This is a genomic window from Caldanaerobacter sp., from assembly GCF_049701115.1.
In the GTDB taxonomy this organism is placed as follows: Bacteria; Bacillota; Thermoanaerobacteria; order Thermoanaerobacterales; family Thermoanaerobacteraceae; genus Thermoanaerobacter.
On record NZ_JBNATX010000026.1, the window covers coordinates 1 to 14,790 of the forward strand.

Annotated in this window: 13 protein-coding genes; all 13 read right to left on the minus strand. The window is 37.1% G+C overall.

Annotation, left to right across the window (positions count from 1 at the left end):
• Positions 1 to 290: 290 nt before the first annotated feature.
• From cas2 to cmr1, 13 genes are read right to left on the minus strand one after another with little or no spacing between them, the layout of a single operon-like run.
• Complete coding sequence (gene cas2, locus ACPLVE_RS08145) at positions 291 to 554, minus strand: CRISPR-associated endonuclease Cas2 (RefSeq protein ID WP_132039956.1); 264 nt, start codon at positions 552 to 554, stop codon at positions 291 to 293.
• A gap of 34 nt (positions 555 to 588) precedes the next feature.
• On the minus strand, positions 589 to 1,581 hold the full coding sequence (cas1b, locus tag ACPLVE_RS08150) for a type I-B CRISPR-associated endonuclease Cas1b (RefSeq protein WP_424611067.1): 993 nt from the start codon (positions 1,579 to 1,581) through the stop codon (positions 589 to 591).
• Positions 1,582 to 1,623: 42 nt separating this feature from the next.
• Complete coding sequence (gene cas4, locus ACPLVE_RS08155) at positions 1,624 to 2,130, minus strand: CRISPR-associated protein Cas4 (RefSeq protein ID WP_424611068.1); 507 nt, start codon at positions 2,128 to 2,130, stop codon at positions 1,624 to 1,626.
• Positions 2,131 to 2,144: 14 nt separating this feature from the next.
• On the minus strand, positions 2,145 to 4,625 hold the full coding sequence (gene cas3 / locus ACPLVE_RS08160; protein ID WP_424611069.1) for a CRISPR-associated helicase Cas3': 2,481 nt from the start codon (positions 4,623 to 4,625) through the stop codon (positions 2,145 to 2,147).
• Positions 4,583 to 5,380 carry a type I-B CRISPR-associated protein Cas5b gene (gene cas5b, locus ACPLVE_RS08165; RefSeq protein WP_424611070.1) on the minus strand — a complete coding sequence of 266 codons (798 nt, stop codon included), beginning with the start codon at positions 5,378 to 5,380 and terminating at the stop codon, positions 4,583 to 4,585. Before cas5b ends, cas3 begins: the two co-directional genes overlap by 43 nt.
• Before the next feature lie 16 nt (positions 5,381 to 5,396).
• Complete coding sequence (cas7b, locus tag ACPLVE_RS08170; RefSeq protein WP_424611071.1) at positions 5,397 to 6,389, minus strand: type I-B CRISPR-associated protein Cas7/Csh2; 993 nt, start codon at positions 6,387 to 6,389, stop codon at positions 5,397 to 5,399.
• Positions 6,390 to 6,393: 4 nt separating this feature from the next.
• Positions 6,394 to 8,505, minus strand: coding sequence for a TIGR02556 family CRISPR-associated protein (locus ACPLVE_RS08175; RefSeq protein WP_424611072.1), 2,112 nt, complete (start codon positions 8,503 to 8,505; stop codon positions 6,394 to 6,396).
• Positions 8,506 to 8,507: 2 nt separating this feature from the next.
• Positions 8,508 to 9,332, minus strand: a complete 825-nt coding sequence (gene cmr6, locus ACPLVE_RS08180) for a type III-B CRISPR module RAMP protein Cmr6 (protein WP_424611073.1) — start codon at positions 9,330 to 9,332, stop codon at positions 8,508 to 8,510.
• Positions 9,329 to 9,754, minus strand: a complete 426-nt coding sequence (gene cmr5, locus ACPLVE_RS08185; protein ID WP_424611074.1) for a type III-B CRISPR module-associated protein Cmr5 — start codon at positions 9,752 to 9,754, stop codon at positions 9,329 to 9,331. Before cmr5 ends, cmr6 begins: the two co-directional genes overlap by 4 nt.
• Positions 9,751 to 10,581, minus strand: a complete 831-nt coding sequence (cmr4, locus tag ACPLVE_RS08190; protein ID WP_424611075.1) for a type III-B CRISPR module RAMP protein Cmr4 — start codon at positions 10,579 to 10,581, stop codon at positions 9,751 to 9,753. The genes cmr5 and cmr4 overlap by 4 nt, the downstream gene beginning before the upstream one ends.
• A complete protein-coding gene (locus tag ACPLVE_RS08195) occupies positions 10,578 to 11,690 on the minus strand; it encodes a type III-B CRISPR module-associated Cmr3 family protein (RefSeq protein ID WP_424611076.1) in 1,113 nt (370 codons plus the stop codon). The genes cmr4 and ACPLVE_RS08195 overlap by 4 nt, the downstream gene beginning before the upstream one ends.
• A complete protein-coding gene (gene cas10, locus ACPLVE_RS08200; protein WP_424611077.1) occupies positions 11,687 to 13,630 on the minus strand; it encodes a type III-B CRISPR-associated protein Cas10/Cmr2 in 1,944 nt (647 codons plus the stop codon). The genes ACPLVE_RS08195 and cas10 overlap by 4 nt, the downstream gene beginning before the upstream one ends.
• Positions 13,623 to 14,765 (minus strand): type III-B CRISPR module RAMP protein Cmr1, encoded by a 1,143-nt coding sequence (cmr1, locus tag ACPLVE_RS08205; RefSeq protein ID WP_424611078.1) that lies wholly within the window; start codon positions 14,763 to 14,765, stop codon positions 13,623 to 13,625. Before cmr1 ends, cas10 begins: the two co-directional genes overlap by 8 nt.
• Between the last annotated feature and the right edge of the window lie 25 nt (positions 14,766 to 14,790).

Below are 14,790 nucleotides of genomic sequence, written 5' to 3' on the forward strand. Positions count from 1 at the left end.
ACACGTTCAAATTCCCATAAAAAGCGGATGAAAATTTTGTCTCTAGTAATGACTTTGTCAAGTATCTTGCCTTTATTATATCACATTATTCGATAAAATCAATTACCTTGATGAAAACAAAAAATAAAAATGTCGTCGATCTCCAGTGATTTTTGCATTATTAGGGATCGACGACAAAATGAAGTTCCTAAAGTTTTTGTAAAAACAACTCCAAGAGAAAATCAAAAAATTCGAAATTGGCCACCAGTTTCAAAATTCTTTATAATTTATCGAAATAGATCTTGGAGTATTTAATATATCCATTCCTCTCCTCCCTTTTTTATCCCTAAAAGTTCTCTTTTAGTATATTTAGTATTGCCTAAAATATAAAATAAAACAGAATCTTCTTCAGGATCAATAATACGAGTAAGGTCATTTCTTAAAGCTCGATAGGTAGCTTCTGTGAGCTCTCCTTCCAATACAGAATTCTGCACCCAGGTAAGATAACGCCGAGCGGTTTTTAGAACTTTATTTACTCTATTTACATTTACATCATATACCAAAATCACATACATAACTTCTCCACTCCTGCAGAAAAATAGTTTAATCTCACCATCTACTTACAAAAGGTTCATATAGTTCTTCTCCAATAAGATGTTTTTCTATCTTATATAGTTCTAAACGCATTAAAGTTTGGTAGCTAACATTACGCTTGAGACGGCGATGATAGAATGTAGTTTGAAGTTTTCCCTCAAATTCTTGCACATAAAGGCGCCTGCCTCTTTCTTTTAGTAAAAACACTTCTCCCTGGTTTTCAAAATCATCTTCTTTTATAACGTTCTTATTTAAAAGTGTAAAAATCACTCTATCAGCATAAATAGGTTTAAAAATTTCTGCTACATCTAAATTCAGTGTAAAACGCCTGAAATTAGTGGTGTGGAGATAACCAATCCTTGGATCTAAATGTGTCTTATAAATTTCTGTCAAAATTTTAGTATAAACCAATGAATTGCCAAAACTAATAAGGGCATTCAGAGGATCAGCAGGTGGACGCTTATTCCTGTTTTTCAAAATAAAAGGGGTATCATCAAGTATTGTGTTAAAACTTTCATAGTAATAACGCCAAATATTTCCTTCTAAAGCCATTAGTTCTTCCACTGAAGAAACCGAAGATAAACTCTCTTCTAATGCGGAAATGGCATACAAATAGCTTTCTAAATCTTTACCACGATTCTGATAATACTTTAATACCTGTACAATATTGGCTACTGCACCTTGAACAAATCTTTTTGCTAAGTCTAAACGTTTGGCAGAATCTAAGTAATGTTCTGCTTGTCTTAAAATTATATAGCCTGAATTATAATGTTCCCTAGGATAAAAAGTTCCTACATAGTTACCGTAGTAACCAAAAAAATGCAAAATTATTTCTTTATCTTCGGCAAATTCTATAAACTTTTTGTTCAAATCAACTTCTCCAAAAACATATATATCCCTTACACTTTCTACGGGAAAATATTTTTTCTCCTTTTCTCCTTCTACACAAATGGTATTATCTTTTCTATACAATCTGCCATTGGCAAAAAGGTAAAGTGTTTTCTGCAAATACTTTTCACCTCACTTTTATTATTATTTCATTAGTCATACCTATGCCCAGCAAAATTCGGCGTAGGCACATTTGGAACAATAACGTCCTCTGTGAGGAGATGGAGGAAGCGGTTGGTTTATCAATTCTAAAATTTCCTGTTTTACCTTTTCTACTTTTCCTTCCCATTCTGGGGTTAAAATCAAAATCTCTTTTTTCCTCTCCTCTGGAAATAAAAGTTCTCCTTCAGCCTCTATCCCCATATTTTTTAATTCATAAAGATAAAAAGCTAACTGCATTCGTGCAGCCTCTATAGCTTTAGAAGTTTTCTTAACTTCAGCTATCACTAAAGTTTTTTCGCCCCTTTTAATCATGTCTAAAGCCAAATGTTCTATGTGCACTTCTTTTCTTTCTCTACTATAGGCTTGTTTTTGAATTAATCTACCTATCTGTAAAAATATATTATCTTCGTCTGGACATACCTGTCGAGACATAAGCCATACCTGACGTGGACATATAAAAAAGGCCTGTACATAACTGCCTATAACCTTAGATAGTTCTTCTTCCAAAGAAAATAAAGTACTCAATAGATCCACGTCCCTTCTTCCTTAAGTTTAAATCCAGTATTTGGGTCATAAAACTCATCTACTAAATCTCTGGAAAGATAGGGTATGGTTTTGCTTATATCTATTTTGTTTATTAAGACTTTAGCTGGTACAGAAATAATATATCGCCCAAAATCCTTTTTTATTTTATAAAAGGCTTCCCAGCGCGCTTTTCGATTAGCGGCTCTAACCACTTCTTTTTGATAAAAATTCCAAACTTCTTCTGCCTTATCATCTAACGCAACATATACACTTACAAGGTCCCATCGATTTTTAATCAATTGAAAATCGCTAACACCATAAGTATCATCCTGTACTTTAGCAAACCGGCAGTAAGACATGGCCTCCAATAGCCCCATACTTTTACTTTGGTCTTTTTTCTCCCTGACCATTTCAAAAAATTGTTCCACTAAAACAGGAAATTCTTTTTCATCAAATTCTCGCCTTTCTGAAAAAACTTGCTTGGCGCAATGAATATGAACTCCTCCATAAACCGATGGAGCCATAATTTCGCCTTTTTCACTTACCAATTCAAAAAGCCTTACTGTACCCTTCTCATGTTTAAAATTACGATTACATCTCCCCGCTGCCTGTATTACCGAATCGATAGGTCCAATATCTCTCCAAACCTCATCAAAATCCAAATCCACACCAGCTTCCACTACTTGGGTAGATATTACAATGGGTTTCTCTCCTTTCCTCAGTATCTCCTTGATTTTCTTTATCCTCTCCTCTCTTTGCAAAGGTATTATATTAGTGGATAAATAATAAACATCAGCTTCAGGCATAAGCTTAGTTAGTTTTTCATAAAATTCTATTGAACTTCTGATAGTATTAGATATCACGAGATAAGACTTGTCTTTCTGATAATTATTGACAAAAATTTTAACCGCATCTTCTATACTTTTTTCTCCACCTTCAATTTTTAAGCGAACTCGAGAAAGTTCATTAAAGTATCCAATAATATCTTGGGCTTCCCCTGCCAACTCTATAGCTTCTCCAGGACCAAACCACTCTGGTCTGGTAGCAGTCATGAGAATCAACCTTAAATCAAAATATTCTGCTGCTTCTTTCAATACTTTTACAACAAGAGGCCAATATTCTACCGGTATATTCTGTACCTCATCCATTATTAAAATAGAGTGATTAAGCTGGGAAAATTTTTTGAGCATTCTATTTTTATTCCCTATCAAAGTATGAAGTAACTGTACAAAAGTGGTAACTACCACTTCACTTTTCCAGCTTTCTATAAGGAGCATAGCTTCGTCAAAGGCTCGCATATCTTCGTCTTCTTTATCTTGATAAAAAATTTCACTCAAGTGATGGTGTTTGAGTAAATAAGGTGAAGGAGTGGAGGAAAACTGATCTACAGTTTTAGAAAAAATTTGATGCATTACTTCATAAGTTTGATCTATTACGCTTGTAAAAGGCAGTGCATATATAATTTTAGGTGCTGTGCCATAGATTTCTTTTAAGCGCTCTCTTAAAATGAATGCTGCATTTATAACAGCCAGAGTCTTGCCACTGCCAGTAGGAGCCGTAAGAGTAAAAAAGCGATGATCAAGAGGTGCGTTTCTTATTCGTTCAGCTGCTTGTTCAAAGACTTTTTCCCGTATGTTAACAATTTTGGGTTCTCCACTAGGAGTAAAATGTTTTTCTTTATATATGACTACCAAATTAGAAGGAAAATCTACTGGTTTAACTTCTCTGACCCGTCCGCTGTGAAGTTTATCATTATTTATTAGTACAGAAAAGAGAGAAACCATTTTGAAATATTCATTTAACTCCTGGTTTTTTGTGGTTTTTTCTCGATAAAATTTTCTCCATTTTTTGTAAAGAGAAATATAAACGTCTTCCCACTTATCAAAAAATTCTTTCAGTATTTCTTCCCAGTTTTGTTCTAAAATAGAGGGTACACCAATATCCCGTGCACTTAGCATTTTCGTGAGGCGTCGGGCAGCTTTATTTAAAGAAAATGAAATTGCCTTCATATTTTTATTTAAATTTTTTATTTGTTGTTCCACAATTTCTAACCGTCTGGCTTTATTGGGATCCAGGGCTTTTTCATAATAATCTTCCATCTCTACAGAAGATACAAGATATTCTTCTATATTTCCCAAATCTCTGTGATGCCAGAAAACAGCCATAAATACCATTAATTCATCCCAATCTTTTAGTCCTTCTTTACCTGTTAAAAATGCACTCCATATGGCTGAAATAAAAGCATGATCTTTATAGGGATTAGTTTGCTCTTTAAGTAAATAATCCTGAAAATAAGTAGTATATTTACCAAAATCGTGACCAAATCCAGCAATAATAGCAGGAAAAAGCAGGTCTTTCCCACTGGGTAGTTTGCTTATATCTTCTGCAGATTTTAGCGCAACAAAAACTAAATGTGGGCCTAAGCGATAACAGGCTACTCGCTCTCCGTAGACTTCTCTGTGGGCATAGTAGACCATAACTCTCCCTCCATAAAAGCCACATTTTCTTCTCCTGAAGGCAGAGAAAAACTATACGCATCAATTGAGAGTATAGCTTTCCAAGGTCGTCCGGAGGTCTCATAAATATAACTTTTAGGGGGTAAAAGATTTCTGCCTTCAGAAAAAGCTTCAGGAGCCTTTTCTCTGTTTAATGTAATCCCATTAGTTAAAAATGGCTTTTTCAGAAAATCAACCGTTAAAATAGAATGGAGCATGACCTCTTCCCCTGCAGAAATTATCTTCGAAGGTTTACCAAAATATACTAATTGAGCTTGAGCAATAAATTCCGTCAAACCCAGGTAAAGGGGAAAATACGGTTTATTCTGCTCCAGACTTTTGGCAACTTCCTCTGTTATTTTTTCTTCCCGATGTCCAAAATAAATGCGGTAATTCAGCATAGGAGCTCCTCCTCCGGGAAGGAGAAGCTCCAGAGGTACCTGGGTTCCTTTCATGAAACCCAATTTTTTCATCACATTTAAATCCTCTTCCTTAGTTCTAATATAATTTACTGTCTGAAAAAGACTCCGCACTGGAACTTTTATTACTACTCCAAATCTCGCGTTGTCGGGATTTAATTTTTCATAATAGCTATCCCTTTCCCACCCCAAAATAGCTGCTATTATCCCCATCAACACTGTTCTCGGAGGAAAAGGATAAGACAAAGAAGAAGTATTAGTATAATATTTGCGAAAATGGGCGAAAGGCCCCCGCAAATCAAATACAGCTATCTTCATGTCTTCTTCTCCCTTCTTAAACCAGAGATATTACTTTCGAAGATCCTAATATATTTTCCAACATCTCAGAAAAAGTTCGCTCTTCTCCATTTACAAGTGTCCTCAAATCTACATCTTGCCATACGAATACTCTGTTAATCTTTTCTTTTATACCTTCTAAATATCTTGTAATTCCTCCAATTTCTAATTTTACATCTTGAATAGAGCGCAATCCTTCCTCCTCAGAAAGTCGGAGATATTGTCTTAAATCTCCTATGAAGGTCTCATCATCCATATATTCAAATCGGACATAGAGTCGAGGATATTGCCCAATTTTGGAACGAGTAGCTAATAAAGGAATGGCTTTAAGCATAGCTTGATCTAGAAGTTCTAAATCCTCATAAGTAGTAGCCCCCAATGGATTTTCTCCTGCCTTTTTGTACATCTCCCTTACCCGGCGTGCACTGATAATCCCGTGGAAGGCAATCAAAGAATAATAAAGTCTATAATCTTTTCCAAAAGTACCCTGACCAGCCTGCTGCCTTGAAGAAAATTGGGAAGAAATAGTATTAGATTCTACTAATTGAACTCTATTGAGAGAATATCCCCAATTAAACTGTACTGGCCCAGTAAGAGTTATCCCTTCTCCTTCTCCTTTTTTCCCACCTTTTATAGGCATGGTAGCTCCGAAAAGGCGTACATCAATTAGTTTTGTAAGTAAAATCGGCAGATCAGCACTACTAACGCTATCTTCACTATCCCTACCCAGGACCTTTTTTATCCTATCCTCAGCTTGCACTACACCTTCAGCTTTAGTCACATAAATAGTCTGGTCCTCTCCCTTGACTTGGAAATAATCGTACAAATAGTCTCTTATGTAGCGTTTAAGCCTCACATCAGAAACTAAATTGCGCTCTTGCTCTAAATCCATTCTTGGTTTATTTTCATCATCGGGATCTCCGTTAGGATTGCACATCGTCGCATCGTAAATAAACAATATTTCACCATTTTTATCAACAAGAGTTCTCATAAAATCATTCCTCCTCTTCTTTTTCTTCTGAACTTTCTTTTTTACCTGATATTCTTGTACCAAAAGCATACCCTGACAGTATATAAAAGACGTTTTCTTCAAATGTTAAAGGCCAATCTTTTTCACCGCGGTATTTGTCTATGAGCTTTTTCATCTCACTGTAAACCTGCTCATTAAAGCGAAGTCTATCATACTGCCTTAGTTTTTCAAAAATTAAGTTGGACAATTGCTGAACTTTTTGCCAGCTCATGCCTTGACAGTTAATTTTATCTAAAATAGGTTTACTCTTATATCCTGAAGAGTATTGTCCCTTACCTACTTCGCTTATTAGATAGCCCATCAAAAAGAGAGCAGCTTGAGGCTCAGTATATTTCATCTCTAATAAATAGTCTTTTATCTCCGGCTTCACATCCAGCATTTCTGATATTTCCGGCAAATTTTTCACCCCTTTTAATAATTTTTCTTCCTGTAAAAGTTTTATTAAAAATCCAGCTCTTAAAATTTCCTGGCTTAAAATCCACTCCCTATTTTCTGAAGTAATTCTCCTCCTCTCCTGATTAGTACCAGCTAATGAATCTGTTAAATAGATACGTGCCAATGTTACAAATTGAGCTATAAGAAAATCATAATCTAAAGGATCTCTTTTAAGCAGTCCGTTATAAAGGTAAAGTAACTTCTTATGCTCTGTCTTATCACCCTCCTTCAAAGGTAATAGATAATAAAGCTTAGTAAGGTCAAGCCACCAATCTTTTGAATTCCCCCCCAATAATTTAGAAGCAATGTGAGAAACCTGGATACTTTTTTTAAAAATCTGGTATAATCTGCTCGGTGCCACATCTTCAATTAATCCCAATACCCTAAATTCACTTTGTGCTTTTTGATAGAAAAGGAAAGTTAACAAAGCCCTATCCTCTATCCCCCCTTCTTCCATTTCTTTAAGCATTTCTCTGAGTTCTTTTTCAAATTCTCTTTCATCCGTTATATTTCTCACCTGACCAGTAAAATCTACAACATTTTGTGTTTTCTTCTTTAGTTTTTCTACTAACTTAGAAAAATCTCCTTTCCATTCTTCTAAATCATGAGTTAAAAGAAAAGAAGGCAAAAGCAAGAAATTTATATTTCCTATTCTAAATCCCAAATTGCTGAGCATATATCTTTCAGCTACCAAAAGGGAATTAAAGCACTCTTCACAAATGAGAAAATTTCGAGAAAAGCCTTTCATATCTAATTCAGATGCAAAACCAATTTTATCAGTTATATAAGGCTTAAAAAATTGGAGTCGCTTAAAAGCAGTAGGACTGACTCTGTCTTTCTTTTCTCCGCAAATTGAACAATATCCTTCCATCACTTCCTTTTCAAATCCTTCTGTACGATATTCAATTATCACTTTGTCATAAGGTGGTAAATTTACTAATGGTTTATCATTTAAAACCACTGTCCACAGGGCTATTTGACCTTTTTTTATTCCAATTTTTTTAGAAATCCACTCTGATAAATCCTGAGCTACTAATTTGAAAAGTTCTCCTTTTTTAATCAAATCTTTGACCTTTTTTATGATTTCCTTAACCTCTTTTTGCACCTCTTTATCAGTTTGCCCTTTTTTCTGACACTGTTCTAACTGATATAAAAGTTTATCCAGTTCATTAAAATTTTCTTTCAGCTTCTCGTTTTTTAAAGGAAAACCAATTTTTCTAATATCAAATAATCTTTCACCATATGGTAGCACAATAAAATATTCTCTTAATAATTTGTCGATTGAAAAAGCTAATTCCGAATTTTGCCTGCCCCGGCGCAAAAGGGTCTGATAAAGATTAAAAAGCGTGGAACCCATAAGATAATTTAAATTGCTGACAGTAAGAAATATCTGAGGTATATTCCCTTTGGCATTGCCTACAAAGCGCCAGCGAAGCAAAAAATCTTTTCTAGATTTATCTTCCTCTGGAATCTCCTCAAAATCAAAATTAAATTCTAATTTTCCCCCTTTTTCAAAGAATTGAAGTTTGACTAAATATTGTTTTTCATCCTTCTTAGGCGAAGTCAAATCTTCTATGAGGTAGGAAAGCATTTCTTCATCAACGCCTAAGTTCTTGCCAATAAAAGTTACTGCCTCTAACATTTTTATCCCTCTCTCTTTAATGCTTGTATCAATTCTCTCTGAGCTCTTTCGTCTGGCTCAAATCGGCCATAACCTACAGCAGTTTTGGCTCCTGCTCCAGCCCAGTTAAGTGCTTCTTTTATCCATTCCTGCAATTTAACCATATCTTCTTCCCCTTCTTTAACACGAGGAGCTATGGCAAAGACAAAAGTTTGTTCAGGAGCTACTGCCAAAAAAGGGATGGGCACAGGATCATACCAATCTCCCGGCGTTTTTTCGATTTTACTTTTCTCTTGCAAATAATAGGGGCTGTAATGGGGTGTCATTACATCAGCTTCTAATTTAATAGCTTTTATTGGTAATACATCAAAGAAAATAACGTTACCAGCTTTATCGAATCTGCTCTTGCCTTTGGCCCCAAAGATTCTTTCTATTTCTTCTGGCTTTACTCCTCCCCATTCTTCTGCCCAGGAACGAATTAATCCCTTGAAAGAACTCCCCGGAAGATAAGGCACTCCCAATGTATGGTGCCACACAAATCCATTTTCTACAGGATGTTCTCTCCCTAAACCAGTAACAAACCTCCACTGAGTTTTATAACACATATAACTTCCACCCAAAGTTGTTACAAGAGATAAAAGGCGGGTAATAGCTTCTAGTATAAGTGATGGATCACCTATAACATCACTGGTTACTGATTGAATCCATTCTTTTTTCCCATCCTCCCCTCTCCTCCAATCTTTTTCCCATTTATGGAAAAATTTATCATACCAGAGGCCAGTGTTGAAATTTTTTTGATATTTCCCCCACAGCTTAATGTCGTGCACTTCTTGATAAAGAGGAATCATGATATTTCCTCCTTTTCAACAATAGTCTCTTTCTTAAAAAAAGCCACAGCAAATTTTTTAAGCCACTCCAGATAAGCTAAAACTTCCATCTGGGCTTGAATATATGTCTCCCTGTTACTGTTGACAATGGCCTCCATAAGGTCTTTTGCCTTGCGATAGGGAGCTTGGGGATGGTCTCTGCAAAGCCAGCTCTGTATGGAATTGTACAGGACATAGTGGAGGTCTTCCTTATCACCTTTTGCCTGGGCTAAAAGAGTAACCATGGCTTGTCCCAACCCATTTGCCAAAATCATCGCAGGCAAGCTTTCTACATATGAAGCGTATTTATTCTCATCTTCAGAGGAGTAACGGCTGTCCCTATCTATCTTCCTAATTTCATCCAGAGCATGCCTAGCTCTTTCTTGACCAATAGAGGGCCTCATCTGGATTCACCTCCAGAAAACCACTGTATCCTGCACCAACCCTGACCTATGGTTTCGTTTCCTCCTACTTGGAGATATGGACTATCTTTAAACAAAGACTCAACCTCATATAAATCATTTTGACCCTCTGTAAGTTTTCTTTCAAAAATAAGAGAATAGAATAATGTATCAGGGGGAATTACTTCTTCATACCATAGGTTGTCACTGGTCTTGTTTTTATTCAGTACATTCCGGGCATTAACAGGTAGTCCGTACTGAGCGAAATATTGAAATTCTTTATCATCGATGATCACTAACTGAGTTTCTAGACGCTTTTTTACTGAATCATGGGGAATGAACTCTTTTAAAGTTTCTACTATTTTATTGAGATCTTTACCTTTACTTGTAGGAAAAACTATTTCTTCCAGAAAGAGTTCTCCCATTTCTTCTTGAACTAAGGCTTTATCTCCCGGGTCAGGTATATCGAAATCCCAAGACAGCCCCATCAGCTCCCCATCTCTTTTTAGACGCTCTAAAATATAGGGGCAAGTAACCCACTTAAAGGGGCCTGGTAGAGACCTCACAGGTAGAAGAAGAAGACGAGCATCTGTTATAAGCAAAGATCCCGCTTGGTTTGATTCGCCAAAAATCCGCTTTAATTTTTCTTCTTTTTCTACCCATACCTGCTCTGCCTTATCTCTCAAAGCACCTTTTAAGCTAGAACCCACTATAACTGGGTAACCTATAGTTTTTTCTCGAGCTACAGGTAAATCCACTGCTCCCACTACTTGCCCTACTCCGGGATGCAAACTGGTCTCCGCAAAAAGAGATAAAATACCACCCTTCATCTTATCTCCTCCCATCTACCTATAATTATCTGGCTAAAGCCATAATTTCTTTTTTCTCCTAAGCATTGCCCATGAAGTTGTCTCAGTTTCTCTTTTATGCCCTCTCTATTTTCCACTTCATAAAACCATAGGCTACCAGGAGGAAGAACAGGTACTAAAGGCCTAGGTTCCTGCTCTTTTAAGTTCCATCCTCCAATGTACTGAGCCTTACCTATACAGGCTGATACTGCTTTGCTGTGAATTTCATCATTAATTTCTGGAGGACCTTGAAGTATAACTGTATCTAATTTTTCAAACCATCCAGGCGTAATAAGTAAAGCAAAAAAACGCAATTTGCCATCTTTATCAGGATAAATTTGTGGAAATGAAGGTAAAACTTTTTCAGGCAGTTCTTCGTTTATCTCAACCCTCGCCAGGCGTCCTTCTCCACCTAAAGATATTGCTTTGATGCCAGAAATGTCCCAATCATCAGGAATGCCTCCTACATATATGCCTAAAGATGTCTCTTTTTCAGGTCTTACATGAACTACATAGTAAAGATGGCCCTCCTTAGCCGTACGGGTTTCATCGGACCGCTCCAAACCTATACGGGGTTCATTGAAATATACCTTGTCCCTGGGCAATATATCTTCCTCATTGGGAAGGCCGCCTTGTATCACCTTCTGAATACCTTCTCGAGATATATACTCCCCTTCTATTACCTTATACCTTTCTCCACCTTCACCTGCTATAAAAGGAAGGCGAACTTCCCCTAAATCGCAACGAACCTTGGAACCAGGCACCAACCTTAAAAAATCCTTGTCTTTTTTTAGAAGTAAAAGAGGTGTAGAAAAGTAAGGCTTATTTTTGTAGAAAATATATGGTCCTCTAAATTGAATTTTACCCAAATCCTCCGAATCTCCCAGTTCTTCGGGCCATAGATCAGGTTTTTCAGGAGTCCATCCTTTCTTTATGGCTAAACTATATCTTATCGCCCCTTGTAGGGTGGTTATAAAAGGAGGGAAAAGGCTCTGTACGCTACTGTATCCTCCCTCGCCCGCATGAAATGAAACTCCGCCCCGGAAAAAGAAGGTGTCCAAAGCCTCAAAGGACCATCTACTCCAGTTCATATCCCCACCCCTTTCTGACTTAGAAATTTCACAAGCATAAGACCATCAGTCTGAAAACTGGTTTTATCTACATCCATCAAGTACCCTTTCCCATCTTCCTTTTCTTTTCTTTTAACCCTCTGGCAAAGCTTTAAAATATTTTTTGCTTTTTCTCTTGCTGTAGCCCAGTCCACTTGGCGCTCCCTATTTTTCCTATATTCTGCAGCCAAAAGGTCTATTAAATCCTCTTCAGACATCCATTCTTCTGATGACTTTCCTTCTTGAGAAAACAAAGGTTCTATTCTTTCTCTCAAATTGTAAAAGAAAGCAAAATTGTATTCTTTAGGCTTGTCTCCTTTAGATAAAGCATTTAAAAACTCATCAAAGATATTGCTGTCATGGATTTTGATAAACTTCCAAGGAGCAGACCAAGTTAAAACTCGCCCCGATCCTTTCCAAACAGTTACAGCTAAGCTATCTCTTCCAGTTTCATCTTTAGCTACTTTATCCAGTAGGTCATGAGCCTCCTTTATAACTCCTGTTAATGGAACATTGTAGTGGGCATATACTAAAGCTGCTGAAATAGTACCTTCACCATCTTTCTCTAAAACTTTGTAATCATCTCCAAAGGTTTCCCTAAAAGCATTGGCGTATGCTTCCCGCAACTTAAGAGCCAGAGATAGCGCTTTTTCCAGAGAAACCATCGCTAAGACGTCATCTCCTCCGGCATATACCAAAACTCCATTATGGAGTTGTACAATAACTTTTACGTTTTTAGAAAAACTATTCAAGGCAGAACTAATCTTTTTGGCATTGTACCTTCGCAAAAGAGCTCCCATTCTATCTCCATCCATCAAAAGAAGAGCATAGAAGGAAGAAGGCTTTTCTCCTACCTTGTCCATAAGCTCCTTTAAAGCTTTTTGACATTTTTCTCTCTCATCTTTGGGATCTTCTCCACCTTCTTGCCCCCAGAGATTGGGATTACTCAAAGCAGCTTGGTGAAAACAATTGCCATTCAAAGAGAGAAATTCTCTCGTCTGGGTATCGCGGTCTGCAATTTCTCTCAGCGAAGGGAAAAGCTCTAAATCTTCTTTATGTGTAGCTCCAGGAAGAGAAGAAGCACATTCTGCGTACTCATTTGCTATTTCCGGAAAATTCTTTGCTGTCTTTACTATCCACGGCAAAGCCGACAAATAAGGAGTAGAAGGATAATTTTTCTGCTCAGGGTCCCACCCTATAGCTTCACGTGCTACCAAAGGAAAAAGCCTTTTGATTAATCCTATAGCAGAAAGTCTCTCCCTTTCATCCAGCTCGTACCCGCCTACTTGTTTTCTTAAAGATCCCCAAAAAGCATCCTGTTTTTTTCTTTCTCTTATGCGCAAATACCCTGAAAGTTCCTGAAAATGTCCCATCAGGGTGCATTTATCACCAGGTTCAGGATCTAGTAAGCGATTTCGCCAATTTTTCCTACGCTCTAAAAGGTCTATATCTTTTTCATCTCCCAAAGCCCAACTTATTTCCCAAAAATTTTCGACCTGACGCCTCCATATGTTTTCCGTATCTTTCCCCTCATGAGCTATGGGTTTTACAAACCTCTCCCAAACAGCTTGAGCTATATTCTCCCATCCTCTCTTTACAGCCTCAACACATCTCTGGGGTTCAAAATCTTCTGGCACTATTGACATAAAGCGATTGGGCAGAGTAGCAATACTGGGTCCTTTTTGGATTTTTCCTCCTTTTTTTAGCGCCTCTATAGTTTTTAGTAGCGGATCAACTATTTTACCCTGGTCGGTTACTGCAGGAAATACAATTTCTCCATTGACCTCTAGAACTTCCATAATTGCAAGGCCTGAAAGATATGAAAGGAGAAAAGAGCCAACCCAAAAGTCCCTAGTCCTCCTGGCTTGCGCGACAAAATCTTGAACAGGACCTATGGAAAAATGTAAACTCATCTTACTCATCTGGCCACACCACCTCGGCTTTTAAAGTAGGACGCTCAAGGAAGTTAGAAATTACATTGTAGTCTATTTGAGGAGGTACGATCGTTGTTTGTCTTCCAGCTTTGATTTCCACATTTACATTCGGAGGTAAAAATTGAGATGGAATCAAACTGAGCACCGCTACATAACTACCATCAGCTAATTTATGAATATGAATAAACAAAGGGCTTGCTCTTCTCTTTTGTCCTTTTGAATGTGGTTCTATAGAAACTTTACCTTTGCCGCTAAAAAAGTAATTATGAGGCAAACCAAAAACTACTCGCTGTGGAATCCTGTTAATTCTCTTCCCATTCAAGAAATCAAGCATTAAGTCGTGGTCATCAGCGAAAATTCGCTCTGCCTTCTCCCCCCAAGGCAACACATGCTTATCTTTTGAAGCTCGTCCATAACTTCGATATTTCAACAATTCCATTCCAACCTCATTTAAGAGGGCAAGAGGATCTTTATCTCCTTTTTTTACAAATATTCGAGTTTTACTACTAAAAGCCGTGTAGGGAGGTAAGGTGTCGTCTCTACTTACTTCGTTTAGAAATCCTCTAAGGAGGTTTTTTAATTCTTTTACATTACGAGGCTCATTCCATTCTTCATTATTTTCTACTCGCAGAGAAACCAAAGAAAGAGAACCAAAGCCTCTCCTGGACCTAGCTCCTGCACCACCAAAAAGCCCCAGAGCCTGCAGAGATTGTTTTAAAAATCTTAATTCTTTTTCTGATAAAGAGTCTTTTAGGAGTAGAGAGATGGTAAAACTTTTACCCTTCTCAATATAAGACCTAATTAACTCCCCTCTTTCCGTCAAACCGTAACCTAAATAATTTAGTCCATAAGTATTTTTATTGAAAATTTCCTTCTTGCTGTGTATAAATATACTATCATCAATTTTCATAAAAAACTTAGCTTGTCCTTCAGTACTGCCAAAAATACTATTTTCCATTTCAAAAACTTCTTTCAGTAAGCCCATTTGAGGCCAAGCCACAGCCCGAAACCAAAAGCGCAAGAGTCCTTTCAAACTGGGAGTCCGCAATTCTAGCTCGCTTTTGTTATCGGCTCCACCCATAAACATGGGGGTGGTTATATAATATGTAGCCTCAATTCGCACTTTCTTCCCTCCTTTTTATCTGTCC

Excerpts from the sequence above, each read along its gene's own strand:
- cmr4 (WP_424611075.1), bottom strand. The coding sequence starts at position 10,581 with ATGAAGGGTGGTATTTTATCTCTTTTTGCGGAGACCAGTTTGCATCCC.
- cas7b (WP_424611071.1), bottom strand. The coding sequence starts at position 6,389 with ATGAGAACTCTTGTTGATAAAAATGGTGAAATATTGTTTATTTACGAT.
- cmr5 (WP_424611074.1), bottom strand. The coding sequence starts at position 9,754 with ATGAGGCCCTCTATTGGTCAAGAAAGAGCTAGGCATGCTCTGGATGAA.
- cmr6 (WP_424611073.1), bottom strand. The coding sequence starts at position 9,332 with ATGATTCCTCTTTATCAAGAAGTGCACGACATTAAGCTGTGGGGGAAA.
- cas2 (WP_132039956.1), bottom strand. The coding sequence starts at position 554 with ATGTATGTGATTTTGGTATATGATGTAAATGTAAATAGAGTAAATAAA.
- cas5b (WP_424611070.1), bottom strand. The coding sequence starts at position 5,380 with ATGAAGATAGCTGTATTTGATTTGCGGGGGCCTTTCGCCCATTTTCGC.
- ACPLVE_RS08195 (WP_424611076.1), bottom strand. The coding sequence starts at position 11,690 with ATGAACTGGAGTAGATGGTCCTTTGAGGCTTTGGACACCTTCTTTTTC.
- cas3 (WP_424611069.1), bottom strand. The coding sequence starts at position 4,625 with ATGGTCTACTATGCCCACAGAGAAGTCTACGGAGAGCGAGTAGCCTGT.
- ACPLVE_RS08175 (WP_424611072.1), bottom strand. The coding sequence starts at position 8,505 with ATGTTAGAGGCAGTAACTTTTATTGGCAAGAACTTAGGCGTTGATGAA.
- cas10 (WP_424611077.1), bottom strand. The coding sequence starts at position 13,630 with ATGAGTAAGATGAGTTTACATTTTTCCATAGGTCCTGTTCAAGATTTT.